Raw genomic sequence first — 22,900 nt, forward strand, 5'->3', positions numbered from 1 at the left:
CCGGCGGACCCCTCAGTAGAGCCGGCGCAGCCCGAGGACGTCGCCCCGGCCCAGGGTCCGGGCGCCGGTGCTGCACGCGAACGAGTTGGTGAACATGGTCTGGTTCTCGTGGCCCGCGCCGACGTGCGCGAGGCCGAAGACGTGGCCCGCCTCGTGCGTGGCGACGCTGCGGATGTCGTAGGTGTTCTTGCAGTTCGCGGTCGGGTTGTCGGTGAAGGCGTAGTGGCCGGTGTTGAAGCGGACGTCGGCCTCCTTCAGCCAGTCCGGGGCCCCGCCCGCCACCGTGCGGCTCCAGGTGCAGGTCGTGGCGACGACGCCGGGGCCGAGGTCCCCCGCGTCCCAGACGCTCACCCCGTCCCGCGCGCTGCAGCGGGCCCTGTGGTCGATGTCGGCCTCGTGGAAGGTCTGCGAGTGGAACTTGGCCCGCGCCCCCACCACGTCGCCGTACCCGCAGTCGTTGCGGGTGCCGGTGATGGTGGCGATGGCGCTCTCGAAGGCACGGCGGGCCGCGGAGGGGGAGAGGTTGCCGGGCAGGGCGTCGTCGCCGAGCCACCAGTCGTAGGTGCCGTACTCCTTGTGCTCCGAGACGGCGTGGGCGGTGTCGGCGCACGCGGCGCGGGCCGCCGTGCGCGCGGCGGCCGTGGCCCGCGGGGCGGCGGGGCGGGCGTGCTCCGCGGACCCGGCGCCGGTCTCCAGGCCGTAGGAGACGGTCCCGTCCGCGGCGACCTCCACGCTGAAGCCGTGCCGTGAGCCGTCCGCCGACAGGGAGTCGACGGACACCTTCATCCCCGGCTCGGGCACGGCGACACCGGTGCCGGCGTGGACGACGAGGCGCCCGACGGCCGCGCAGCGCAGCGCGGACGACCCGGCGGGCAGGTCGTCGACGGTCAGCGCGCCGCGCGCCGGCCCGCAGTCGCCCTGCGCGCGCGGGGGCGCGTCCCCGTCGGCGAGCGTCGCCCCCGACACCGCCAACACCCCCGCCGCGATGACCCTGGCCAGCAGTCCCGGCCCGTGACGACCTGCCACTTCGCCTCCGCCCGAATGTCCGCCCTCCGGGCGGTACGTGATCGATTCCCGGAGAGGTTAGCCACCCGGCGCAAGCTGAAAACCATCTCAATGCCACCCGTTTGAGCGATCGCTCAAACGGGTGTACCTTCCCGTCCAGAGGATTTGAGCGATCGCTCAAAAACCGGCCCGACCTGGGGGAATCACATGGGGCTGTACATCGAGGCACGGATCCGCGCCGAACTGGACGATTTGTGGGCTCATACGCAGAATCCGGCCCTTCACCAGCGCTGGGACCTGCGCTTCACCGAGATCCGGCCCCTCCCGCAAGTGGAGGGCGAACCTCTGCGCTTCCGTTACGCCACCCGGGTGCTGCCGTTCCTCACCATCGCCGGAACGGGCGTCTGCGCGGGTGAACGACAGCGCCCGGACGGCACGCGCACCTCCGCCCTGCGCTTCGCCTCCCCGCACCCGCTCTCCCTGCTCGCCGAGGGCGGCGGCTACTGGCGCTACGTCCCCGACGGCGACGGCGTCCGCTTCCTCACCGGCTACGACTACCGGCCCCGCTGGGGCGCCTTCGGCGCGCTCGCCGACCGGCTGGTGTTCCGCCCGCTGATGGGCTGGGCGACGGCCTGGTCCTTCGACCGGCTGCGGCTGTGGCTGGAGCGGGGCGTCACGCCCGAACGCGCGCTGCTGAACTGGCTCGCGGAAGTCGCCGTGCGCGCCGTCGTCGTCGCCTTCGCCTGCACCGGTCTGGGCCTGGAGTCCGTCCTGCGCCTCCTCGGCCCGTTCGCGGCGTCGGCCGCGTACCTGTGCCCCCTGCTGCTGAGCGTCCTCGTGTGCCTGGCGCTCTTCACCGCGCCGCTCGCCCGCACCCCGGCCGCCCGCCGCTGCCTGCGCACGCCCCCGGCACACGCGCGTGCGCCCCGCGTCCTGCGCTCCCTGGAGAACCCGCGATGACCTCGATCTTCCGTACGGCGATGGGCGCCGACTTCGACCGGCTCCACCCCGAGCTGCGGCGCCGCTTCTCGGTGGGGCTGGCCGGCGGCGAGACGTGCACGGGACGGGGCGTGATGGACCGCATCTGGCACGGTCCGGCGTTCGTGAAGCCGTTCCTCGCCCTGGGCGCCACCCGCAACATCCTCGTCCCGCGCGAGGGGCGCGCGGTGCCGTTCGTGATCGAGAACGTGCCGTACGTCGACTCGTACGGCCGTGAGACGGTGAGCTTCGTGCGTACCTTCGACCTGCCCGGCCGGGCCCGCCGGTTCGACGCCCAGATGGTGCTCGGCCCGAGGGGCGACCGCGTCCTCGACTACCTGGGCACCCACCAGCACCTCGCCACCGACCTGCACTTCCGCGCCGAGCCGGACGGTTCCCTGCTGATCCGTTCCGGCGAGCACCGGTTCCGGGAAGGGGTGGTGGACGTCCGCGTGCCCGGGCTGATCGGCGCGACGGCCGAGGTCCGGGAGTCGTACGACGAGGCGGCCGGCCGTTTCCGGATCCGCGTCAGCGTGGTGAACCGGTACTTCGGCCCGCTGTTCGGCTACGAGGGCTCCTTCACCGCCGCCTACGCGGACGTCGGCGCCCGCGGTGTGCGCCCGGGACTGCGCCCCGTGCGCGAGGAGGCCCGCGCGTGAGCCCGGAGTCCGCCAAGTCCCTGGAGACCAGGACCCGGCTGCTGGAAGGGGCGCTGCGCACCCTCACCGAGCAGGGCATCGCCAGGACGTCGGCCCGGACGGTGGCGGCGGCCGCCGGGGTCAACCAGGCGCTCGTCTTCTACCACTTCGGCTCGGTGGACGAGCTGCTCGCGGCGGCCTGCCGGTACGGCGCCGAGCGCACGGTGGCCCGGTACCGGGAGCGCTTCGCGGCGGTCACCTCGCTGTCCGGGCTGCTCGCCCTCGGGCGGGAGATCCACGAACAGGAGCGGAACGGGGGCCACGTCATGCTGCTCGGCCAGCTCCTGGCCGGCGCGCAGACCCACGAGGCCCTGGGCCCGGCCACGGCCGCCGGGCTCGACCTGTGGATCGTGGAGATCGAGCGGGTCCTGCGCCGGGTGCTCGCCGGCACCCCCTTCGGGGAGTTCACGGACCCGTCGGGGCTGGCCCGGGCGGTCGCGGCCTCGTTCGTCGGCGTCGAGCTGTACGAGGGGGTCGACCCGGCGGGGGCCACGGCCGCGCTGGACGCGCTGGAGCAGCTCGGATTGCTGGTGAGCGCCCTGGAGGAACTGGGGCCGGTGGCGCAGCGGGCGGTGCGGCAGTACCTGCGGCGGACCTCCGGGAAGCGGTGAGGACACGACACCGCCGTTCCCACCGCCGCTCGGCCGGCGCGGCCGCCGTGCCGACGAGACGCCGGGGCGGGCTGCCTGCCGGGCGGACCTCTCACCGAGGCGGGCTGCCTGCCGGGGCGAGCGCCTCACCGGGGTGGGCGCCTTGCCGGTGCCCGTGCCGATGCCCCGCCGGGGCCGATGCCCTGCTGGTGCCCGTGCTGATGTCCCGCCGGCGCGGGCGCCCTGCCGATACCGGTACGGGCGCCCTGCCAGGCGCGGGACGCCCCACCAGGCGGGACGCCCTGCGGGCGCCGGTGCGGCCGTTCGCGTGGGGGCGGCCCGGTGGGCGGCCGGGCCGCCGTGCCTCTCGGTGCCGCCCGTCCGCGCGGGCCTGCCCGGCGGGCGGGCGGCGCGGCGAACCGGGCGGCGCGGCGGGCGGGCGGCGCGGCGGGCGGGCGGGCGGCGCGGCGAACCGGGCGGTCGCCCTACTCGCCCCGCTGGGCGAGATGCCGCTCGACCGTCTCCACCTTCGACGTCAGTCCGTCGGACACGCCGGGGCGGATGTCCGCCTTGAGGACCAGGGAGACGCGCGGCGCCCGCTCCTCGACGGCGGCGACGGCGCGCCGGACGACGTCCATGACCTCGTCCCACTCGCCCTCGAGGGACGTGAACATGGCGTCGGTGCGGTTCGGCAGCCCCGACTCGCGGACCACGCGGACGGCCTCGGCGACGTACTCACCCACGTCCTCGCCGACGCCGAGGGGGGTGACGGAGAAGGCGACGATCACGCGTTCACGATCCCTTCCTTGCGCGCGCGGGAGGCGATGACCGCGTCCTCGGCCTCGCGGCGCAGCGTGCGCTCGGCGAAGAAGCCTCCGGCCGGCAGGACCGACAGGACCAGGTAGAGGGCCGCCGTCTTCAGGGACCACTTGGCGCGGTTCCACGCGTCCGCCCAGAAGATCAGGTACAGGACGAAGAGCACGCCGTGGACCATGCCCATCACGGGCACCGCGTTGAAGTCCGTGGTCCGCTTGAGCACCGAGCAGACCAGCAGCAGCAGGAAGGAGATGGCCTCGGGGGCGGAGACCAGGCGGAGGCGGCGGAGGGCGGAGGCTGTCTTGAGGTCCACGGGTCACCTTCGGTGGGAGATGCGTCGGTCGGCAGGGATCGTTTGTGAACGCGCGCACAAGCGTTCGTCCATTGTGGCAAACGCGCGGGACCGCGGACGGCCGGGGTGCGGAGTGCTCCCCCAGGGGGACGATCAGGGATGATCTCCACCCCCCGGATCTGTCCGTGGAGTCCCCCGGCGGCTACCTTCACAGCGTGGCGATGTTCCGACTCCAAGGCAGCAAGGTGCTCGCCGTCGACATGACCGGGGACGCCGTGAAGGCGAAGAACGGCTCCATGGTCGCGTACGACGGGCAGATGGCCTTCAAGAAGCTCAGTGGCGGCGGGGAGGGGATCCGCGGGATGGTGACGCGGCGGCTCACCGGCGAGCAGATGACCGTGATGGAGGTGAGGGGGCAGGGGACCTGCTGGTTCGCGGACCGGGCCTCCGAGATCAACCTCGTGAATCTCCAGGGGGACAAGCTGTACGTGGAGTCGAGCAACCTGCTCGCGACGGACGCGGGCCTGCGGACGGGGACCAGCTTCACCGGCCTGCGCGGCGCCTCCCAGGGCAACGGCCTGTTCACGACGACCGTCGAGGGCCACGGCCAGGCGGCGATCACCTCCGACGGACCGGCGGTGGTGCTCCGGGTCAGCCCGCAGTACCCGCTGACCGTCGACCCGGGGGCGTACATCGCCCACCAGGGCGATGTCCGGCAGTCCCTCCAGTCCGGTGTGACGTTCCGCACGTTCCTGGGGGAGGGCGGCGGCGAGGCCTTCCAGATCCGGTTCGAGGGGGACGGCCTGGTGTACGTGCAGCCGAGCGAGCGGAACACGATCGCGGGGGACGTCTGACATGCCCTTCCGCGAGATCAACTCCAAAATGATCGAAGCGACCGTCATCCCCGGTCAGCGCCTGTTCAGCCAGCGCGGCGCGATGCTCGCGTACAAGGGCGAGGTGTCCTTCACGCCCAACATCCAGGGCGGCCAGGGCGGCGTCATGTCGATGATCGGCCGTCGGCTGGCCAACGAGGACACGCCCCTGATGAGCGTCGAGGGCAGCGGCACCGTCCTCTTCGGGCACGGCGGCCACCACGTCCACGTCATCCAGCTCACCGGCGACACCCTGTACGTGGAGGCGGACCGCCTCCTCGCCTTCGAGGGCACGCTCCAGCAGGGCACGATGTTCATGGGCTCCCAGGGCGGCGTGATGGGCATGGTGCGCGGCCAGATCAGCGGCCAGGGCCTGTTCACCACCACCCTCCAGGGCCACGGCGCGGTGGCCGTGATGGCCCACGGCGGCGTCTTCGAGGTCCCGATCACCCCCCAGCGCCCGGTCCACGTGGACCCGCAGGCCTACGTCGCCCACCACGGCGACGTGCGCAACAAGCTGTCGACCGCCCTCGGCTGGCGGGACATGGTGGGCCGCGGCTCCGGCGAGGCGTTCCAGCTGGAGCTGAGCGGAAGCGGTGCGGTGTACGTCCAGGCGTCGGAGGAGAAGCTGTGACCACCTACCCGGGGACCGGCCCCACCGTCTTCGACCCGATGACCCTGCCGGTCGACGACAACGTCAACGCGTACACCTTCTGCGTGGAGCTCAAGGGGAGCCAGTGGTTCCTGCAGAAGGGGAAGATGATCGCCTACTACGGCTCGATCGACTTCAACGGCGTCGGGCACGGCCGACTGGACCGTCTCCTGCGCACGTCGTTCCATTCGCCTCTGCACGCGAGCGACTGGGTCGTGGCGGAGGGCTCGGGCAAGATGCTCCTCGCCGACCGGGCCTTCGACGTGAACTCGTACGACCTGGACGACGGCAACCTGACCATTCGCTCCGGCAATCTGCTCGCTTTTCAGCCAAGTCTGTCGCTGAAGCAGTCGATCGTTCCGGGTTTCCTCACGCTGATCGGAACCGGAAGGTTCGTGGCCGCATCTAACGGCCCGGTGGTGTTCATGGAGCCGCCGATCCGGGTGGACCCGCAGGCGCTCGTCGGCTGGGCCGACTGCCCGTCGCCGTGCCACCACTACGACCACGGGTACATGACGGGCGTGCTGGGCGGTCTACGTGCACTGACGGGCCTGGGCGGGGCCTCCGGGGAGGAGCACCAGTTCGAGTTCGTCGGGGCCGGCACGGTGCTGCTCCAGTCGTCCGAGGCACTCATGGCCGAGCAGGCCGCGGGAGTGGTCCCGCACGAGCCGGGAGTGCCCGGTGGAGGCGGGGTCCCCGGTGGGCACGGCGGGCAGAGCGGCACACCGCGCCTTCCCGGACAGCTGGGAGACCTCCAGCGTCGCTTCGGGCTGTGAGCGGTAGTCTGCGGAGTGTGACATCGAACGCGTGCGCACCGTCACACCGCCCTCACTAGTTCGCCTTTCAACATTTTAGGTAGACTTCAATCATGGAGACCGAAACGGCCACGCGCTGGCTGACCGATGCGGAGCAGTGCGCTTGGCGCACCCACCTGGAGGTCAACAGGCTGTTGACGTACCAGCTCGAAAAGGATCTGCAGCCGTTCGGCCTGACAATGAACGACTACGAGATCCTGGTGAACCTCTCCGAGTCGGAGGACGTCCGGATGCGGATGAGCGATCTCGCGTCCGCCACCCTCCAGTCCAAGAGTCGCCTGTCCCACCAGATCACCCGCATGGAGAACGCGCATCTGGTGCGCCGTGAGAACTGCGAGTCGGACCGCCGCGGACTCTACGCGGTCCTCACCGAGCACGGCTTGGAGACGATGAAGAAGGTGGCACCCCATCATGTGTCGTCCGTACGGCGGCACTTCATCGACCTGCTCTCCCCCGAGGCCCTGGCGGAACTCGACAAGGCCCTGAAGCCCATCGCGGAGCACCTGCGCGGGCAGCGGGGACGCCCCTGACGCGTGTCCGGCGCGTCCCGCGCCCCTGACGCCTCCGGGCGACCGGCAGGCGGAGTCCGAACAGGGCTCCGCCTGCCGGCGTCTCCCGGACCGCGAGCGTGCCGCCGCCGGGACCGGACACCAGGGACGGCGCGTCGGCCGTCCCGGTGACGACGACCGACGCCGGCGAGCCCCCGGCGTCCGTGGGCGGCTCAGGTGCGCAGGCCCGCTCCACCGTGCCGCTCCGCGGCACGGCCCCGTCCGCGCGCCGACGCGCCGCCGACCGCCGCCGCGCACGCCGCGAGCCCCGGGACGGCGCCCGTCAGGACGAAGCACACGCCGAGCGGCACGCCGCCCACCAGCAGCCCGGCGGTCGCCGCGCCGAGCGCGCTCCCCGCGTTGACGGCCGTGTTGACCCAGGCCCCGGCCCGGGTCCGCGCGCCGGGTGCCGCCGTCTCGTCGGCGATCAGGTAGGCCGTCGTCAGCAGCGGCGCCACGAACACCCCGGCGCAGGCGACCGCCACCGCCAGGGGGACGATGCCCGGTGCGAGGCCCGCGCAGGCCAGCGCGCCGGCCAGCCCGGCCGCGAGCCGGGGCAGCCGTACCCGCGCGGGCGCGCGCCAGTCGACGGCGCCGTTGAGCAGACCGCCGACCGCGCTGCCCGCCGACAACGCGGCCAGCGTCCAGGCGACCACCTCGCTGCCGTACCCGTGCCGTTCGGCGAAGGCGGCGACGAACAGGTCGACGGCGCTGAGCGCGAGCCCGGCCCCGCCGGCGACGACGACCGGCCCGCGCAGCGCCCGGTCGAGGCCGGCCTTCCGGTCCGCGCGCGCGGACGGGGCGGTGCGCAGGCCCCGCAGCGCCGGCGAGGTGACGAAGGCGAGCGTGCCGGCCGCGATCAGTGCCGCGCTCACCAGCACCCCGGCACCGGGCGGGGCGAACCGCACCAGGACGCCGACCAGGACGGGTCCGGAGACGTACAGCAGTTCCTCGGCGACCCCGTCGAGGCTGTAGGCGCGCTGCACCAGCCCGCGGTCCGGCATCGACTCCGCCCACACGGCCCGCATGACGGGCCCGAGCGGGGGCGCGCACGCACCGGCGAGCGCGGCGAGTGCGCCGAGGACGACCGGTGACGCTCCCGGGCGCCAGGTGACCGCCGCCAGGGCGCACAGCAGGACGGCGTGGAGGGCGGCCATCGGCGGCAGGGCGCGCCGGGGACCGTGACGGTCGACGAGGCTCGCGCGCGTCGGCAGCAGCATGACCGTGGTGGCCCCGAAGAGGGCCATGACCGTGCCGGCCACGGCGTACGAGCCGGTCGCGCGGACCGAGGCGAGCAGTACGGAGAGGGAGACGAGCCCGTACGCCAGCCGCCCGACGAGTGCGGCGGCGAAGGTGCGGCGGGCGTGCGGAACGCGCAGGACGGCGGCGTACGAAGGCCGCGCGGTGTTGTCCGGGGAGGGCATGGGAGTTCCTCGGCTCGAGGCGGGACAAGGGGACGCCTGATCGCCGCGACCGCGGCGGAGACTGCCGCTCACCGGTCGCGGGCAGGGGCGTGCCCTACGCCAAGAGGAGGAACATGCGGGTCAACGTACCAGCGGCGCCCGGGGGCCGACCACCCGGAAACCGTTCCGGTGCCGCCCCCTCCGGCCCGCTGCCGGCCGGTCCGGGGCGCCCGCGGCCGGCCGCCGCGCCCGCCGGGTCCGGCGCGGCTCGTGCCCGCCGGGTCCGGCGCGGCTCGTGCCCGGTCGCCCGAGCGGGCACAGCGGCACGCGAGGCGTGACGACGGCGGACATCGTCCCCCTCGCCCCGGCCGCGCCCCGGCCCGCCCCGCGGGGTTCAGCCCCGGGTGAGCCCCGCCACCAGCTCGTCCGCCGCGCGGTAGGGGTCCAGCTCGCCGCCGACGATCCGCTCGGCCAGCGCGCTCAGCCTGCGGTCGCCGTGCAGGTCGCCGATGCGCTCGCGCAGGGCGGTGACGGCGATCGTCTCGACCTCGCGGGCGGCCCGGGAGCGCCGGCGCTCCGCCAGGACCCCGTGCTCCTCCATCCACGCCCGGTGCTTCTCCAGCGCCTCGACGACCTCGTCGACGCCCTCGGCGCGGGCCGCGACCGTCTTGACGATCGGCGGGCGCCAGTCGCCGGGGCCGCGGGCCTCGCCGAGGCCGAGCATGTGGTTCAGCTCGCGGGCGGTGGCGTCGGCGCCGTCGCGGTCGGCCTTGTTGACGACGTACACGTCGCCGATCTCCAGGATTCCGGCCTTGGCGGCCTGGATGCCGTCGCCCATGCCCGGGGCCAGCAGGACCACGGAGGTGTCCGCCTGGGAGGCGATCTCGACCTCCGACTGGCCGACGCCGACGGTCTCGACCAGGATCACGTCGCAGCCGGCCGCGTCGAGGACGCGGATCGCCTGCGGGGCGGCCCAGGCCAGACCGCCCAGGTGGCCCCGGGTCGCCATGGAGCGGATGTAGACGCCGGGGTCGGAGGCGTGCTCCGACATCCGGACGCGGTCGCCGAGCAGGGCGCCCCCGGAGAACGGCGACGACGGGTCGACGGCCAGGACGCCGACCCGCCTGCCCTGCTTGCGGTACGCGGTCACCAGCGCGGACGTCGACGTGGACTTGCCGACGCCCGGCGATCCCGTCAGGCCCACCACGTACGCGTTGCCGGTGAGCGGCGCCAGCGCCGCCATGACCTCCCTGAGCTGCGGGGACGCCCCCTCCACCAGGGAGATCAGCCGGGCCACGGCCCGGGGCCGGCCTTCCCGGGCCTGGGCGACCAGCGAGGAGACGTCCTGCATCACAGCTCCGTTCACGAAAAGCGCGTCACCGCGTGGAGAGAGGTCGAACCGGGGACTCAGGCCTTGGGTACCCGCACGATCAGCGCGTCACCCTGGCCGCCGCCGCCGCACAGGGCGGCCGCGCCGACCCCGCCGCCGCGCCGCTTGAGCTCCAGGGCCAGGTGCAGCACCAGCCGGGCGCCGGACATGCCGATCGGGTGACCCAGGGCGATGGCGCCGCCGTTGACGTTCACCTTTTCCGTGGACACCCCGAGGTCCTTCATTGACTGGACCGCGACGGCGGCGAAGGCCTCGTTGATCTCGATGAGGTCGAGGTCGGAGACCTCCAGGCCCTCCTTCTTCAGGGCGTGCAGGATGGCGTTGGACGGCTGCGACTGGAGCGAGTTGTCCGGGCCGGCCACATTGCCGTGGGCGCCGATCTCGGCGATCCACTCCAGGCCCAGCTCCTGCGCCTTGGCCTTGCTCATCACGACCACGGCCGCCGCGCCGTCGGAGATCTGCGAGGAGGTGCCCGCGGTGATCGTGCCGTCCTTGGCGAAGGCCGGCCGGAGCTTGCCGAGGGACTCGGCGGTGGTGTCGCCGCGGATGCCCTCGTCCTTGCTGAAGACGACCGGCTCGCCCTTGCGCTGCGGGATCTCGACCGGGGTGATCTCGGCCTCGAAGATGCCGTTCTTCTGGGCGGCGGCGGCCCGCTGGTGGGACAGGGCGGCGATCTCGTCCTGCTCGGGGCGGGCGATGCCGAGGCGCGTGTTGTGCTTCTCGGTGGACTCGCCCATGGCGATGCCCTCGAAGGAGTCGGTGAGGCCGTCGTACGCCATCGCGTCGAGCATCTCGACCGCCCCGTACTTGAAGCCCTCGCGGGACTTCGGGAGCAGGTGGGGGGCGTTGGTCATGGACTCCTGGCCGCCCGCGACGACGATGTCGAACTCACCCGCGCGGATCAGCTGGTCGGCCAGCGCGATCGCGTCGAGGCCCGACAGGCACACCTTGTTGACGGTGAGCGCCGGGACGTTCATCGGGATGCCGGCCTTGACGGCGGCCTGGCGGGCCGGGATCTGGCCCGCACCCGCCTGGAGCACCTGGCCCATGATCACGTACTGCACCTGGTCGCCGCCGATCCCCGCACGGTCGAGGGCGGCCTTGATCGCGAAGCCGCCGAGGTCGGCTCCGGAGAAGGACTTCAGCGAGCCGAGCAACCGCCCCATGGGCGTCCGCGCACCCGCGACGATCACCGAGGTCGTGCTGTTCGTTCCAGTCATGAGCTGCGATCCCCTTACCGGCCTGCACGGGCCGAGGAGTGAACGAGGGTTTACTTCGAATGTACTGAGCGGTGCTCCGCCCCGTCACCGGGCCGTCGGTGTGATCGCGCGCACGTTGCGTAACCACCTCCGGGGCGCTGCACTGAATCCATGCTGACGCGAATCGACCACATCGGGATCGCCTGCCACGACCTCGACGCCACCGTCGAGTTCTACCGCTCCACGTACGGCTTCGAGGTCTTCCACTCCGAGGTCAACGAGGAGCAGGGCGTGCGCGAGGCCATGCTCAAGATCAACGATACGTCCGACGGGGGCGCCTCGTACCTCCAGCTGCTCGAGCCGACCCGGGAGGACTCCACGGTCGCGAAGTGGCTCGCGAAGAACGGCGAGGGCGTCCACCACATCGCCTTCGGCACGGCGGACGTCGACGCCGAGGCCGCCGGCATCCGCGACAAGGGCGTACGCGTGCTGTACGAAGAGCCGCGACGCGGCTCCATGGGGTCGCGCATCACGTTCCTGCACCCGAAGGATTGCCACGGAGTCCTGACAGAACTGGTCACATCGGCCCCGGTTGAGTCACCTGAGCACTGACCCTCGTACATAGGGGCCGGTAGGGTTGGGGGCGGTCGCCGCTCGTGACGGGCGACCGGCGTCCTGCCGTCTCGGCGGCAGGAGCATCCGGGGTCCGGGTTTCGGGGGACGAGCGTCGGGGCAGCAGCCCGTGCTCCGCCGTTGATCTGACACCATTCCCCGGGGGCCCCGTCCGGCGGATGGACGGAGCTCGTTGGAGAAGCTTGCGACCAGGGGACGGATGGGACCGCGCAGTGCGGGGCTACGAGAGCCAGGAGCGGGAGCCGGCGGCTGACGTCGACCACCTCACTCGGTTCGAAGCCGAGATGAAACGGCTGAAGACCGAGCGGGAAAAGGCGATCCAGCACGCCGAGGACCTCGGCTACCAGGTCGAGGTGCTGCGCGCCAAGTTGCACGAGGCGCGGCGCACCATCATGTCCCGGCCCGCGTTCGACGGCGGTGACATCGGCTATCAGGCGGAGCAGCTGCTGCGCAACGCGCAGTTGCAGGCGGACCAGATCCGCGCCGACGCCGAGCGCGAGCTGAGTCAGGCGCGGGCGCAGACCCAGCGCATCCTGCAGGAGCACGCCGAGCAGGCGGCCCGCCTGCAGGCGGAGCTGCACGCGGAGGCCGTGGCCCGCCGCCAGCAGCTCGACCAGGAGCTGGCGGAGCGCCGACAGACCGTCGAGTCGCACGTCAACGAGAACGTGGCGTGGGCCGAGCAGCTGCGCGCCCGCACCGAGTCCCAGGCCCGCCGTCTCCTCGACGAGTCGCGCGCCGAGGCCGAGCAGTCCCTGGCGGCCGCCCGTGCCGAGGCGGAGCGGCTGGCCGCGGAGGCCCGGCAGCGGCTCCAGGGCGAGGCCGAGGCGGCCCGCGCGGAGGCCGAGCAGCTCCTGCGCCGCGCCCGCACGGACGCCGAGCGCCTGCTGAACGCCGCCTCCACCCAGGCCCAGGAGGCCACGGACCACGCCGAGCAGCTGCGCAGCTCCACGGCGAGCGAGTCGGACGCGGCCCGCCGTCAGGCCCAGGAGCTGAGCCGGACCGCCGAGCAGCGCATGGCGGAGGCCGACACGGCGCTGCGCGAGGCCCGCGCCGAGGCCGAGAAGCTCGTCGCCGAGGCCAAGGCGGCCGCGGAGAAGGCACTCGCGAGCGCCGAGTCGGCCAACGAGCAGCGCACCCGTACGGCGAAGGAGCAGGTCGCCCGGCTGGTCAGCGAGGCCACCAAGGAGGCCGAGAGCACCAAGGCGGACGCGGAGCAGCTCGTCGCGGACGCCCGCGCCGAGGCGGAGAAGCTCCTCGCCGAGGCCGCCGAGAAGGCCCGTGCGCTCACCGCCGAGGAGAGCGCGACCCAGCTGTCGAAGGCGGCCAAGACCGCCGAGGACGTCCTCAACAAGGCGCAGGAGGACGCGCAGCGCACCACGAGGGCCGCCGCCGAGGAGGCCGAGCGCATCCGCCGGGAGGCCGAGGCCGAGGCGGACCGGCTGCGCGGTGAGGCGCACGACATCGCCGAGCAGCTCAAGGGCGCGGCGAAGGACGACACCAAGGAGTACCGCGCCAAGACGGTCGAGCTGCAGGAGGAGGCCCGCCGGCTGCGCGGCGAGGCCGAGCAGCTGCGCGCCGACGCGGTGGCCGAGGGCGAGAAGATCCGCGCGGAGGCCCGCAAGGAGGCCGTCCAGCAGATCGAGGAGGCGGCCAAGACCGCCGAGGAACTGCTGTCCAAGGCGAAGGCGGACGCGGACGAGCTGCGCCAGAAGGCCACCGCGGACAGCGAGAAGGTCCGCACGGAGGCCATCGAGCGGGCCACCGCGCTGCGCCGGCAGGCCGAGGAGACCCTCCAGCGCTCCCGCCAGGAGGCCGAACGGCACCAGGAGGAGGCCGCCGAGCGGGCCGAGGCCCTCAAGGAGGACGCCGAGCGGGCCGCGCGCGAGCTGCGCGAGGAGACCGAGCGGGCCGTCGAGGCCCGGCAGGCGGAGGCCGCCGAGGAGCTGACGCGGCTGCACGCGGAGGCCGAGCAGCGGCTCGCCGCCGCCGAGCAGGCGCTGACCGACGCCCGGGAGGAGGCCGCGCGGATCCGCCGCGAGGCCGGCGAGGAGACCGAACGGCTGCGCGCGGAGTCCGCCGAGCGGATCCGTTCGCTCCGGCAGCAGGCCGAGGCGGAGGCCGACCGGCTGCGCACCGAGGCCGCCGCCGACGCGTCCGCGTCACGCGCCGAGGGCGAGGCCGTCGCCGTGCGGCTGCGGTCGGACGCCGCGGCCGAGGCGGAGCGGCTGAAGTCGGAGGCCCAGGACACCGCGGACCGGGTGCGGGCGGAGGCGCAGGCCGCCGCCGAGCGGCTGGCGACCGAGGCGTCCGAGACGCTGGCCGCCGCCCAGGAGGAGGCCGCGCGGCGCCGCCGCGAGGCCGAGGAGCTGCTCGGTTCCGCCCGTCAGGAGGCCGACCAGGAGCGGGAGCGGGCGCGCGAGCAGAGCGAGGAGCTGCTGGCGTCGGCGCGCAAGCGCGTGGAGGACGCGCAGGTCGAGGCCGTCCGCCTGGTGGAGGAGGCCGACCGGCGCGCCGGCGAGATGGTCGCCGCGGCCGAGCAGCACGCCCAGCAGGTGCGGGACTCCGTGTCCGGGCTGCACGAGCAGGCCCAGGAGGAGATCACCGGGCTGCGCAGCGCCGCCGAGCACGCGGCGGACCGCACCCGGCGGGAGGCCGAGGAGGAGGCGGACCGGGTCCGCGCCGACGCCTACGCCGAGCGGGAGCGGGCCGCCGAGGACGCGAGCCGGCTGCGGCACGAGGCGAACGAGGAGTCGGAGGCGGCGCGGGCGCTGGCCGAGCGGACCGTCGGCGAGGCGATCGCGGAGGCCGAGCGGCTGCGCTCGGAGGCGTCCGCGCACGCCCAGCGGGTGCGCACGGAGGCCTCCGACGCCCTGGCGGAGGCCGACCAGGCCGCGGCACGCACCCGGGCGGACGCCCGCGACGACGCCAACCGCATCCGGTCGGACGCGGCGACGCAGGCGGACACCCTCATCACGGAGGCGCGCGCCGAGGCGGAGCGGCTCCAGACGGAGACCCTCGCGGAGGCGGAGCGGCTGCAGTCCGAGACGGCCGCGGAGGCCGAACGGGTGCGCACCGAGGCGATCGCGGAGGCCGACCGGCTGCGGGCCGAGTCGGTCGCCAAGGCGGAGAAGCTGATCGGCGACGCCTCCGGCGACGCGGAGCGGCTGCGGGCCGAGGCCGCCGAGACGGTCGGCACGGCACAGCAGCACGCGGAGCGCATCCGGGTCGAGTCCGCGCGGGTCAAGGCGGAGGCGGCCGCGGAGGCCGACCGCATGCTGAGCGTGGCCCGCGAGGAGGCCGACCGGACGCTGGACGAGGCCCGCAAGGAGGCCAACAAGCGGCGCTCGGAGGCGGCCGAGCAGGTCGACACCCTCATCACGGAGACCACCGCCGAGGCGGACAAGCTGCTCACCGAGGCGCAGCAGCAGGCGCTGAAGACCACCGCGGAGGCGGAGGCGCAGGCCGACACGATGGTCGGGGCGGCCCGCAAGGAGGCCGACCGGCTGGTCGCCGAGGCGACGGTCGAGGGCAACACCCGGGTGGAGAAGGCCCGTACGGACGCGGACGAGCTGCTCGTCGGCGCCCGCCGGGACGCGACCGCCATAAGGGAGCGGGCGGAGGAGCTGCGCGACCGCATCACCTCCGAGATCGAGGAGCTGCACGAGCGGGCCCGCCGTGAGGCCGCCGAGACGATGAAGTCGACCGGCGACCGCTGCGACGCGCTCATCAAGGCGGCCGAGGAACAGCTGGCCAAGGCCCAGGCCAAGGCCAAGGAGCTGGTGTCGGAGGCCAATTCGGAGGCGGGCAAGGTCCGGATCGCCGCCGTGAAGAAGGCGGAGGGTCTGCTCAAGGAGGCCGAGCAGAAGAAGGCCACCCTGGTCAAGGAGGCCGAGGAGCTCAAGGCCGAGGCGATCCGGGAGGCCCGGCGCACGGTCGAGGAGGGCAAGCGCGAGCTGGAGGTGCTGGTCCGCCGGCGCGAGGACATCAACGCCGAGATCTCCCGGGTCCAGGACGTGCTGGAGGCGCTCGAGTCCTTCGAGGCGCCGGCGGCGAACAAGGACGGAGGCGTCAAGGCCGGTGCGACCATCGGAGCCCCACGTTCGGGTGGCAAATCGTCGGAGGGCTAGCGAAGCAAGCGGATTCCGTTGAAGTTTGGGGCCTTTGACCGACTCCTTCGCAAGCCGTCCGCCGGTCAGCCACCCAAATGGGGTGTCATTCTCCAGATCAAACACGCATCCGCTCGATGACACAGCGCTTCGGCCCCTAGGATTCCACCTATCACCTCACCGGTCTCATTCGACAGGAACCCCATGAGCGACACTTCCCCCTACGGCTTCGAGCTTGTGCGGCGTGGGTACGACCGCGCTCAGGTGGACGAACGGATCTCGAAGCTCGTCTCCGACCGTGACAGCGCTCTAGCCCGCATCACCGCTCTGGAAAAGCGCATCGAGGAGCTCCACCTCGAGACGCAGAACGCCCAGGCCGCCGTCAGCGACGCCGAGCCGTCGTACGCCGGTCTCGGCGCGCGTGTCGAGAAGATCCTCCGCCTCGCCGAGGAAGAGGCCAAGGATCTGCGCGAGGAGGCCCGTCGCGCGGCCGAGCAGCACCGTGAGCTCGCCGAGTCGGCGGCCCAGCAGGTGCGCAACGACGCGGAATCGTTCGCCTCGGAGCGCAAGGCCAAGGCCGAGGACGAGGGCGTCCGGATCGTCGAGAAGGCCAAGAGTGACGCCTCGCAGCTGCGCGCCGAGGCCCAGAAGGACGCGCAGTCCAAGCGCGAGGAGGCCGACGCCCTCTTCGAGGAGACCCGCGCCAAGGCCGCGCAGGCCGCCGCCGACTTCGAGACCAACCTGGCCAAGCGCCGCGAGCAGTCCGAGCGCGACCTGGCGTCCCGCCAGGCCAAGGCGGAGAAGCGGCTCGCCGAGATCGAGCACCGCGCGGAGCAGCTGCGCCTGGAGGCGGAGAAGCTGCGCACCGACGCCGAGCGCCGCGCCCGCCAGACCGTCGAGACGGCGCAGCGCCAGGCCGAGGACATCGTGGCCGACGCCAATGCCAAGGCCGACCGCATCCGTTCGGAATCCGAGCGCGAGCTCGCGGCCCTCACCAACCGCCGCGACTCGATCAACGCCCAGCTGACGAACGTCCGCGAGATGCTCGCCACGCTCACGGGTGCCGCGGTCGCCGCCGCCGGCTCCCCGACCGAGGACGAGCCGATCTCCCGGGGCGTGCCGGCCCAGCAGGCCCGGTAGTCACCGTCGCGCACGAGGTCAGGGGCGGTGGGACGTGGTCCCGCCGCCCCTTTCGCGCGTCCACGGCCGTACGGCGGCGCACGGACTGCCGCACCACCGCCCCCTCCGCCCCTTTCGCTCCCTTCGTCACCGTACGACCGCGGTGCACCCGTCGGGTGGCATTCGTCCCGGACCGGTCATAGCGTTGCCCGCATGATCGAGCTGGAGGGCCTGACGAAGCGGTACGGCGAGAAAGTGGCGGTCGACGGCCTGACCTTCACCGTCCGGCCCGGCATCGTCACGGGCTTCCTCGGCCCCAACGGCGCCGGCAAGTCCACCACCATGCGGATGATGCTCGGCCTCGACCGGCCGACGGCCGGGGACGTCCGCATCGACGGACGGCACTACGACCGGCTCAAGGACCCCCTGAAGTACATCGGCGCGCTGCTGGACGCCAAGGCCGTGCACGGCGGGCGCAGTGCCTTCAACCACCTGCTGTGCCTGGCACAGAGCAACGGCATCCCCACGAGCCGGGTGCACGAGGTGCTCGACACCGTCGGGCTGACCGCCGTCGCGAAGAAGAAGGCGAAGGGGTTCTCGCTGGGCATGGGACAGCGGCTCGGCATCGCCGCCGCGCTGCTCGGCGACCCGCGGATCCTGATGTTCGACGAACCGGTCAACGGCCTCGACCCCGAGGGCATCCACTGGATCCGCACCCTGATGAAGTCGCTGGCGGCGCAGGGGCGGACCGTGTTCGTCTCCAGCCACCTGATGAGCGAGATGGCGCTGACCGCCGACCACCTCGTGGTCATCGGCCAGGGACGGCTGCTCGCCGACACGTCCATGACCGACTTCATCGCCCGCAACTCGCGGTCGTACGTCCGCATCCGCACCCCGCAGCGCGAGCGGCTGCTCGAGGTGCTGCGCGGTGCCGGGATCACCGCCGTGGAGAGCGGCGGCGGCACCCTCGAGGTCGACGGCGACAAGTCCGAGACCATCGGCGAGCTGGCCGCGCGGCACCAGCTGGTGCTGCACGAGCTGAGCCCCCAGCAGGCCTCCCTGGAGGAGGCGTTCATGCGGCTGACCGCCGAGTCGGTCGAGTACCACGCGCACACCGGGCCGGCTCCCGCGCAGCAGTGGGGCGACGGCTGGAGGAAGGGCTGAGCATGGCGGCGACCCGGGTCATCCGCTCCGAGTGGACGAAGATCCGCTCCGTGGCGTCCACCGTCTGGACGCTCTCCCTCGCCGTGGTCGTCACCATCGCGCTGGGGATGCTGATCTCGGCGCTGTCGAGGGCCGAGTTCGACAGGATGAGCCCCGACGACCGGCTCTCGTTCGATCCGACGTTCATCAGCTTCGCCGGGATGAGCCTCGGTCAGCTCGCGATGATCGTGTTCGGGGTGCTGGTCGTCTCGAACGAGTACAGCACCGGCATGATCCGCACCTCGCTGGCGGCCGTGCCGCAGCGCGGCACCTTCCTGTTCAGCAAGATCGCGGTGGCCACCGGACTCGCCCTGGTCGTCTCCCTGGCCACGAGCTTCGTCACGTTCTCCCTGGGCCAGGCGATGCTCGGCTCCCACCGGGCCTCGCTCGGCGACCAGGGGGTGCTGCGGGCGGTGATCGGCGGCGGGATCTACATGACGCTGATCGCGGTGTTCTCCATGGGCGTGGCCGCGATGCTGCGCTCGCCGATGCTGTCACTGGGCGTCCTGATGCCGTTCTTCTTCCTGATCTCCAACATCCTGGGCAACGTCGACGCGACGAAGAGGATCGGCCGGTACCTGCCCGACCAGGCCGGCAGCAAGATCATGCAGGTGGTCGCCCCGATCGGCGACGACACGCCGTACGGCCCCTGGGGCGGTCTGGCGATCATGCTGGTCTGGGTGGCGGCGGCCCTGGCGGGCGGATACCTGCTGCTGAGGAAACGCGATGCGTGAAGCTCTGGTCTTTACTTCGATTTGAGCGGAACCGTCAGCGCCTCGATATCCTCCTAACCCTTACGGGGGGCGTGCGCCCCGCTGTCCTGAACCTGTCGATGGGTGCGGAGCATGATCGAGGCAGTCGGCCTGACCAAGCGCTACGGCGACAAGACCGCTGTGTACAACCTTTCCTTCCAGGTACGGCCGGGTGCCGTCACGGGCTTCCTCGGGCCGAACGGCTCCGGCAAGTCCACGACGATGCGGATGATCCTGGGCCTGGACAACCCGACCTCGGGGAGGGTGACGATCGGCGGCTACCCGTACCGCAAGCTGCCGAACGCGCCCCGCCAGGTCGGCGCCCTGCTGGACGCCAAGGCCGTGCACGGCGGCCGGCACGCCCGCAACCACCTGCTGTCCCTGGCGCAGCTCTCGGGCATCCCGGCCCGGCGGGTGGACGAGGTGCTGGGCGTGGTGGGCCTGCAGGACGTGGCCAAGAGGCGGTCCAAGGGCTTCTCGCTCGGCATGGGGCAGCGGCTCGGCATCGCCGCCGCGCTCCTCGGCGACCCCCAGGTGCTGCTGTTCGACGAGCCGGTCAACGGCCTCGACCCCGAGGGCATCCTCTGGGTGCGCAACCTGATGAAGTCCCTCGCGGCGGAGGGGCGGACCGTCTTCGTCTCCTCGCACCTCATGAGCGAGATGGCGCTGACCGCCGACCACCTGATCGTCATCGGGCGCGGGCAGCTGCTCGCCGACATGAGCGTGACGGACTTCATCTCGGCGAACTCGGCCGACTTCGCGCGCGTGCGCACCCCGGGCACCGAGCCGCAGCTGCGCGAGAAGCTCGCCTCCGCGCTGACCGAGGCCGGCGGCCACGTCCTGCCCGAGCAGGACGGCGCGCTGCGCGTCACCGGCCTGCCCCTCCCCCGCATCAGCGACATCGCCCACGACAGCGACGTGCGCCTGTGGGAGCTGTCGCCGCACCAGGCCTCGCTGGAGGAGGCGTACATGCGGATGACGCAGGGCGCCGTCGACTACCGGTCGACCACCGACCAGAAGGCCGGCCTCCAGCAGCCGCTGCCGCCCGGCGCGATGCCGCCCCTGCCGGTGCCGGGCCAGGGCCAGCCGGGCTGGTACGCCCCGCCGCCCCCGCAGCAGGGCTACGCGCCGCCGCAGCCCGCCCAGGGCGCCGCACCGGGGCCGTACGGCGCCCCCGCCGCGCCCGCCGGCCCGGGAGGCCCGGGCGGGGCCAACCCGTACGCGCAGGCGCCCGCGCAGCCCGCCGCCGCGCCCGCGCCCCAGGACCAGGCTCCGGCCGCCGCGCCGCAGCCGCCGGCGCGGCCCGCCGCCGCCCCGGCGCCCGCCGCCCCCGCCCCGACCACGACCGAGGACGCCCGATGAGCACGCCGCAGCCCCCGTCCCCGCAGGCCGCGCCCGCCTGGCAGGCGGCGCCCGGCACCGCGTTCCCCACCTACACCTCGCCGATCCCCGTGGTGCGCACGCACCTCGGGCACGCCATCGCCTCGGAGTGGACCAAGATCCGGTCGGTGCGCTCCACGATGTGGACGCTGGGCGTGTTCGTCCTGCTCATGGTCGGCATCGGCCTGTCCGTCGCGGCGCTGGTGGCCGCCAACTCGAACGAGGGCGACCTGGCGGGCGAGAACCCGCTGTCGTTCGGCTTCTTCGGACCGCTCCTGGGCAGCATGTGCATCATCACGCTCGGCGTGCTGACCACCGCCTCGGAGTACGGCACCGGCATGATCCGCACCACGACGGTGGCCTGCCCGTCCCGCGGCCGGGTGCTCGCGGCGAAGGCGGTCGTCTTCTTCCTCGTCGCCTTCACGGTGACGCTGGTGTCGACGGTCCTCGTCGCGATGGTGGACGTGGCGCTGCTGGCGGACGCCCGCGAGCCCTCCGGCGGCGAATGGCTGAAGGGCACGCTCGGGGTGTCCCTCTACATCGCCCTGCTCGGGCTGCTCTCGCTGGCCATGGGCTCGGTCATCCGGCACTCGGCGGGCGCGATCACCATCATGATCGGTCTGGTGCTGGCCCCGCTGGTCATCGCGCTGTTCATGTTCGCGTCGTCCCTGGAGGACCTGCGCCAGGCCCTGTTCGAGTACTCGATCCCCAGCCAGCTCAGCGTCTTCTACTCGGCCGAACTGACCGAGAGCGGCCCGTCGGGCTGGGACCCGCTGTGGATCGCGCTGGGCGTGACGGCCGCCGCGTTCGCCGGCGCCTTCACGCTGCTGGAGAAGCGGGACGTGTGATCCGCTAGAACCGCGGCGCGTTACGGGACCGCTGCACCCCCGGGGTGCGGCGGTCCCGCGCGTTCCAGCACGCCTTGTGCCAGTGGCGGCGGTCGTCGACGCCCACGTGCTCCGGCCAGGCGACGACGTGCGGCACCCCGTCGGGGATCATCTGGTCGCAGCCGGGGCAGCGGTACGCCTTCCCCTGCGCGCTCGCCCCCGCCACGTGCCGCACGTTCCACTCCTCGCCCTGCCAGCTCACGCCGGACTGCCAGCCGCCGTAACGGCTCGCGCGGTCGTCCTCGGCGCTCCGACCGGACGAGCCGTCACCCTTCGGGCGGTTGCGACGCGGGGACACGGGACACCTCACGGGGCTATACAGGGAGCAGGGTTCGCGTCCAGCGTACGCGGCGGCCACGGGGGTACCCGCAGGGAACCGGTCCCCCCACGCCTCCCGCCACGGCGTCCGATTCTGCAGACAATCCGCAAATCTCCCCACCACACCGTGTCCTCGGCACGTGTCAGACGGTTATGCCGGGTGGGGGAGCTCCGTGTCGGAGCCAAGGAAGCAGGAAAGTCCCATGCGTGTTGGAAGTTTCGTGTTGGCGGCCCAGTTCCCGGGGCAGGGCCAGGGAGAGGCGCTGCACCGCGCGGTCCGCTCCGCCGAGGTCGCCGAGGAGGCGGGCCTGGACTCGGTCTGGCTGGCCGAGCACCACTTCGTGCCGTACGGCACGTGCCCGTCGGCGATCACCCTGGCCGCCCTGCTGCTGGGCCGCACCCGGCGCGTCCGGGTCGGCACGGCGGTCAGCGTGCTGCCCACCGCCCACCCCGTCGCGCTCGGCGAACAGACCGCGCTGCTGCACCTGACGAGCGGCGGCCGCTTCACGCTGGGCGTGGGGCGCGGCGGCCCGTGGGTCGACCTGGAGGTGTTCGGGTCGGGCCTGGAGGCGTACGAGAAGGGGTTCCCGGAGTCACTCGATCTGCTGGTGCGCTGGCTGCGCGAGCCGTCGGTCGGCGCCGACGGGGAGCGGTACCGCTTCCGTGAAGTCCCCGTCGTCCCGCGGCCGTCGGAGGCCCTGACGGAGACGGCGGGCCCGGAGGTGGTCGTCGCCTGCACCTCCCCCGCGAGCGTGCGGCTGGCCGCCGAGCGCGGGCTGCCGATGCTGCTGGGGATGCACGTCGGGGACGAGGAGAAGGCGGAGATGGTCTCCCTGTGGCGGCAGCACGCGCGCGCGGCCGGGCGGCCGGCGGACGAGATCCGGGCCGCGGGGCACGTGTCGGCGGGCGTCTGCCAGATCGCGGACCGGCGCACCGACGCCGTGGAGACGCTGGTGAAGGCGATGCCGGGCTGGTTGAAGCAGGGCCTCGACGCGCATGTGACGGTGGACGGCCGCGCCCGCGGCATGCGGGACCCGGTGGCGTACACCGAACTGCTCTGCGGGCTGCACCCGGTGGGCGCCCCGCGGCTGTGCGTCGACCGCCTCGCGGCGACCGGCGAGCGGACCGGCATCTCGCGCTTCGCCCTCCTCGTCGAGGGCTCCGGCGACCTGGCGGCCACGGAGGAGAACGTGCGGCGGCTGGGCGCGGAGGTCCTCCCCCACCTCCGGTGAACGGCCCTGCCG

The 22,900-nt window shown here is 73.2% G+C and carries 22 protein-coding genes; 15 read left to right on the forward strand and 7 right to left on the reverse strand.

What is annotated here, in order from left to right; all coding sequences use genetic code 11:
- Positions 1 to 12: 12 nt before the first annotated feature.
- Positions 13 to 1,026, reverse strand: coding sequence for a matrixin family metalloprotease (locus ACH4F6_RS09610; RefSeq protein WP_397959365.1), 1,014 nt, complete (start codon positions 1,024 to 1,026; stop codon positions 13 to 15).
- Positions 1,027 to 1,212: 186 nt separating this feature from the next.
- On the opposite strand from ACH4F6_RS09610, the gene ACH4F6_RS09615 reads away from it, so the two are divergent.
- From ACH4F6_RS09615 to ACH4F6_RS09625, 3 genes are read left to right on the forward strand one after another with little or no spacing between them, the layout of a single operon-like run.
- Positions 1,213 to 1,965, forward strand: a complete 753-nt coding sequence (locus ACH4F6_RS09615; RefSeq protein ID WP_397959366.1) for a hypothetical protein — start codon at positions 1,213 to 1,215, stop codon at positions 1,963 to 1,965.
- Positions 1,962 to 2,642 carry a DUF4166 domain-containing protein gene (locus ACH4F6_RS09620; protein WP_397959367.1) on the forward strand — a complete coding sequence of 227 codons (681 nt, stop codon included), beginning with the start codon at positions 1,962 to 1,964 and terminating at the stop codon, positions 2,640 to 2,642. Before ACH4F6_RS09615 ends, ACH4F6_RS09620 begins: the two co-directional genes overlap by 4 nt.
- A complete protein-coding gene (locus ACH4F6_RS09625) occupies positions 2,639 to 3,292 on the forward strand; it encodes a TetR/AcrR family transcriptional regulator (RefSeq protein WP_397959368.1) in 654 nt (217 codons plus the stop codon). Before ACH4F6_RS09620 ends, ACH4F6_RS09625 begins: the two co-directional genes overlap by 4 nt.
- Before the next feature lie 464 nt (positions 3,293 to 3,756).
- On the opposite strand, the gene ACH4F6_RS09630 is transcribed toward ACH4F6_RS09625, so the two are convergent.
- On the reverse strand, positions 3,757 to 4,059 hold the full coding sequence (locus ACH4F6_RS09630) for an MTH1187 family thiamine-binding protein (RefSeq protein ID WP_397959369.1): 303 nt from the start codon (positions 4,057 to 4,059) through the stop codon (positions 3,757 to 3,759).
- Complete coding sequence (locus ACH4F6_RS09635; RefSeq protein WP_397959370.1) at positions 4,056 to 4,400, reverse strand: DUF3817 domain-containing protein; 345 nt, start codon at positions 4,398 to 4,400, stop codon at positions 4,056 to 4,058. Before ACH4F6_RS09635 ends, ACH4F6_RS09630 begins: the two co-directional genes overlap by 4 nt.
- A 200-nt stretch (positions 4,401 to 4,600) precedes the next feature.
- On the opposite strand from ACH4F6_RS09635, the gene ACH4F6_RS09640 reads away from it, so the two are divergent.
- From ACH4F6_RS09640 to ACH4F6_RS09655, 4 genes are all read left to right on the forward strand, one after another.
- Positions 4,601 to 5,233 (forward strand): AIM24 family protein, encoded by a 633-nt coding sequence (locus tag ACH4F6_RS09640; protein ID WP_397959830.1) that lies wholly within the window; start codon positions 4,601 to 4,603, stop codon positions 5,231 to 5,233.
- A 1-nt stretch (position 5,234) separates the two neighbouring features.
- Positions 5,235 to 5,885 carry an AIM24 family protein gene (locus ACH4F6_RS09645; RefSeq protein ID WP_397959371.1) on the forward strand — a complete coding sequence of 217 codons (651 nt, stop codon included), beginning with the start codon at positions 5,235 to 5,237 and terminating at the stop codon, positions 5,883 to 5,885.
- A gap of 38 nt (positions 5,886 to 5,923) precedes the next feature.
- Positions 5,924 to 6,679, forward strand: coding sequence for an AIM24 family protein (locus tag ACH4F6_RS09650; RefSeq protein ID WP_397959831.1), 756 nt, complete (start codon positions 5,924 to 5,926; stop codon positions 6,677 to 6,679).
- 92 nt (positions 6,680 to 6,771) lie between these two features.
- Entirely contained in the window at positions 6,772 to 7,248 is a 477-nt protein-coding gene (locus ACH4F6_RS09655; protein ID WP_397959372.1) for a MarR family winged helix-turn-helix transcriptional regulator, read from the forward strand.
- Positions 7,249 to 7,439: 191 nt separating this feature from the next.
- Here ACH4F6_RS09655 and ACH4F6_RS09660 read toward each other — a convergent pair whose 3' ends face one another.
- The 3 genes from ACH4F6_RS09660 to ACH4F6_RS09670 all read right to left on the reverse strand — a co-directional run bounded on the left by ACH4F6_RS09660 (position 7,440) and on the right by ACH4F6_RS09670 (position 11,279).
- Positions 7,440 to 8,690 carry an MFS transporter gene (locus ACH4F6_RS09660; protein ID WP_397959373.1) on the reverse strand — a complete coding sequence of 417 codons (1,251 nt, stop codon included), beginning with the start codon at positions 8,688 to 8,690 and terminating at the stop codon, positions 7,440 to 7,442.
- Positions 8,691 to 9,063: 373 nt separating this feature from the next.
- Positions 9,064 to 10,020, reverse strand: a complete 957-nt coding sequence (gene meaB, locus ACH4F6_RS09665; protein WP_397959374.1) for a methylmalonyl Co-A mutase-associated GTPase MeaB — start codon at positions 10,018 to 10,020, stop codon at positions 9,064 to 9,066.
- A 56-nt stretch (positions 10,021 to 10,076) separates the two neighbouring features.
- Entirely contained in the window at positions 10,077 to 11,279 is a 1,203-nt protein-coding gene (locus ACH4F6_RS09670; RefSeq protein ID WP_397959375.1) for an acetyl-CoA C-acetyltransferase, read from the reverse strand.
- A gap of 150 nt (positions 11,280 to 11,429) precedes the next feature.
- Here ACH4F6_RS09670 and mce point away from each other — a divergent pair, with 150 nt between their 5' ends.
- The 7 genes from mce to ACH4F6_RS09705 all read left to right on the forward strand — a co-directional run bounded on the left by mce (position 11,430) and on the right by ACH4F6_RS09705 (position 21,299).
- On the forward strand, positions 11,430 to 11,870 hold the full coding sequence (gene mce, locus ACH4F6_RS09675; RefSeq protein ID WP_397959376.1) for a methylmalonyl-CoA epimerase: 441 nt from the start codon (positions 11,430 to 11,432) through the stop codon (positions 11,868 to 11,870).
- Positions 11,871 to 12,103: 233 nt separating this feature from the next.
- Positions 12,104 to 16,018, forward strand: coding sequence for a polarized growth protein Scy (scy, locus tag ACH4F6_RS09680; RefSeq protein WP_397959377.1), 3,915 nt, complete (start codon positions 12,104 to 12,106; stop codon positions 16,016 to 16,018).
- A 183-nt stretch (positions 16,019 to 16,201) separates the two neighbouring features.
- A complete protein-coding gene (locus ACH4F6_RS09685) occupies positions 16,202 to 17,137 on the forward strand; it encodes a cellulose-binding protein (RefSeq protein WP_397959378.1) in 936 nt (311 codons plus the stop codon).
- 192 nt (positions 17,138 to 17,329) lie between these two features.
- On the forward strand, positions 17,330 to 18,280 hold the full coding sequence (locus ACH4F6_RS09690; RefSeq protein WP_397959379.1) for an ABC transporter ATP-binding protein: 951 nt from the start codon (positions 17,330 to 17,332) through the stop codon (positions 18,278 to 18,280).
- A gap of 2 nt (positions 18,281 to 18,282) precedes the next feature.
- A complete protein-coding gene (locus tag ACH4F6_RS09695) occupies positions 18,283 to 19,053 on the forward strand; it encodes an ABC transporter permease (RefSeq protein WP_397959380.1) in 771 nt (256 codons plus the stop codon).
- A gap of 111 nt (positions 19,054 to 19,164) precedes the next feature.
- On the forward strand, positions 19,165 to 20,433 hold the full coding sequence (locus tag ACH4F6_RS09700; protein WP_397959381.1) for an ABC transporter ATP-binding protein: 1,269 nt from the start codon (positions 19,165 to 19,167) through the stop codon (positions 20,431 to 20,433).
- Positions 20,430 to 21,299, forward strand: coding sequence for an ABC transporter permease (locus ACH4F6_RS09705; RefSeq protein ID WP_397959382.1), 870 nt, complete (start codon positions 20,430 to 20,432; stop codon positions 21,297 to 21,299). Before ACH4F6_RS09700 ends, ACH4F6_RS09705 begins: the two co-directional genes overlap by 4 nt.
- Before the next feature lie 4 nt (positions 21,300 to 21,303).
- Here the strand turns inward: ACH4F6_RS09705 and ACH4F6_RS09710 are convergent, their stop codons facing one another.
- On the reverse strand, positions 21,304 to 21,636 hold the full coding sequence (locus ACH4F6_RS09710; RefSeq protein ID WP_397959383.1) for an ATP/GTP-binding protein: 333 nt from the start codon (positions 21,634 to 21,636) through the stop codon (positions 21,304 to 21,306).
- Between the two features lie 223 nt (positions 21,637 to 21,859).
- On the opposite strand from ACH4F6_RS09710, the gene ACH4F6_RS09715 reads away from it, so the two are divergent.
- The gene (locus ACH4F6_RS09715) at positions 21,860 to 22,888 is read left to right on the forward strand and encodes an LLM class flavin-dependent oxidoreductase (RefSeq protein WP_397959384.1); all 1,029 of its coding nucleotides are present in this window, start codon (positions 21,860 to 21,862) and stop codon (positions 22,886 to 22,888) included.
- Positions 22,889 to 22,900: the final 12 nt, after the last annotated feature.

Source organism: Streptomyces sp. NPDC017936 (genome assembly GCF_044328485.1).
GTDB lineage: Bacteria > Actinomycetota > Actinomycetes > Streptomycetales > Streptomycetaceae > Streptomyces.

What these genes read in the sequence shown, in the direction of transcription:
- ACH4F6_RS09660 (WP_397959373.1), bottom strand. Translation starts at nt 8,690, where the DNA reads ATGCCCTCCCCGGACAACACCGCGCGGCCTTCGTACGCCGCCGTCCTG.
- ACH4F6_RS09640 (WP_397959830.1), top strand. Translation starts at nt 4,601, where the DNA reads ATGTTCCGACTCCAAGGCAGCAAGGTGCTCGCCGTCGACATGACCGGG.
- ACH4F6_RS09715 (WP_397959384.1), top strand. Translation starts at nt 21,860, where the DNA reads ATGCGTGTTGGAAGTTTCGTGTTGGCGGCCCAGTTCCCGGGGCAGGGC.
- ACH4F6_RS09705 (WP_397959382.1), top strand. Translation starts at nt 20,430, where the DNA reads ATGAGCACGCCGCAGCCCCCGTCCCCGCAGGCCGCGCCCGCCTGGCAG.
- mce (WP_397959376.1), top strand. Translation starts at nt 11,430, where the DNA reads ATGCTGACGCGAATCGACCACATCGGGATCGCCTGCCACGACCTCGAC.
- meaB (WP_397959374.1), bottom strand. Translation starts at nt 10,020, where the DNA reads ATGCAGGACGTCTCCTCGCTGGTCGCCCAGGCCCGGGAAGGCCGGCCC.
- ACH4F6_RS09655 (WP_397959372.1), top strand. Translation starts at nt 6,772, where the DNA reads ATGGAGACCGAAACGGCCACGCGCTGGCTGACCGATGCGGAGCAGTGC.
- ACH4F6_RS09685 (WP_397959378.1), top strand. Translation starts at nt 16,202, where the DNA reads ATGAGCGACACTTCCCCCTACGGCTTCGAGCTTGTGCGGCGTGGGTAC.
- ACH4F6_RS09670 (WP_397959375.1), bottom strand. Translation starts at nt 11,279, where the DNA reads ATGACTGGAACGAACAGCACGACCTCGGTGATCGTCGCGGGTGCGCGG.
- ACH4F6_RS09645 (WP_397959371.1), top strand. Translation starts at nt 5,235, where the DNA reads ATGCCCTTCCGCGAGATCAACTCCAAAATGATCGAAGCGACCGTCATC.
- ACH4F6_RS09615 (WP_397959366.1), top strand. Translation starts at nt 1,213, where the DNA reads ATGGGGCTGTACATCGAGGCACGGATCCGCGCCGAACTGGACGATTTG.
- ACH4F6_RS09690 (WP_397959379.1), top strand. Translation starts at nt 17,330, where the DNA reads ATGATCGAGCTGGAGGGCCTGACGAAGCGGTACGGCGAGAAAGTGGCG.
- ACH4F6_RS09620 (WP_397959367.1), top strand. Translation starts at nt 1,962, where the DNA reads ATGACCTCGATCTTCCGTACGGCGATGGGCGCCGACTTCGACCGGCTC.
- ACH4F6_RS09695 (WP_397959380.1), top strand. Translation starts at nt 18,283, where the DNA reads ATGGCGGCGACCCGGGTCATCCGCTCCGAGTGGACGAAGATCCGCTCC.
- ACH4F6_RS09650 (WP_397959831.1), top strand. Translation starts at nt 5,924, where the DNA reads ATGACCCTGCCGGTCGACGACAACGTCAACGCGTACACCTTCTGCGTG.
- ACH4F6_RS09700 (WP_397959381.1), top strand. Translation starts at nt 19,165, where the DNA reads ATGATCGAGGCAGTCGGCCTGACCAAGCGCTACGGCGACAAGACCGCT.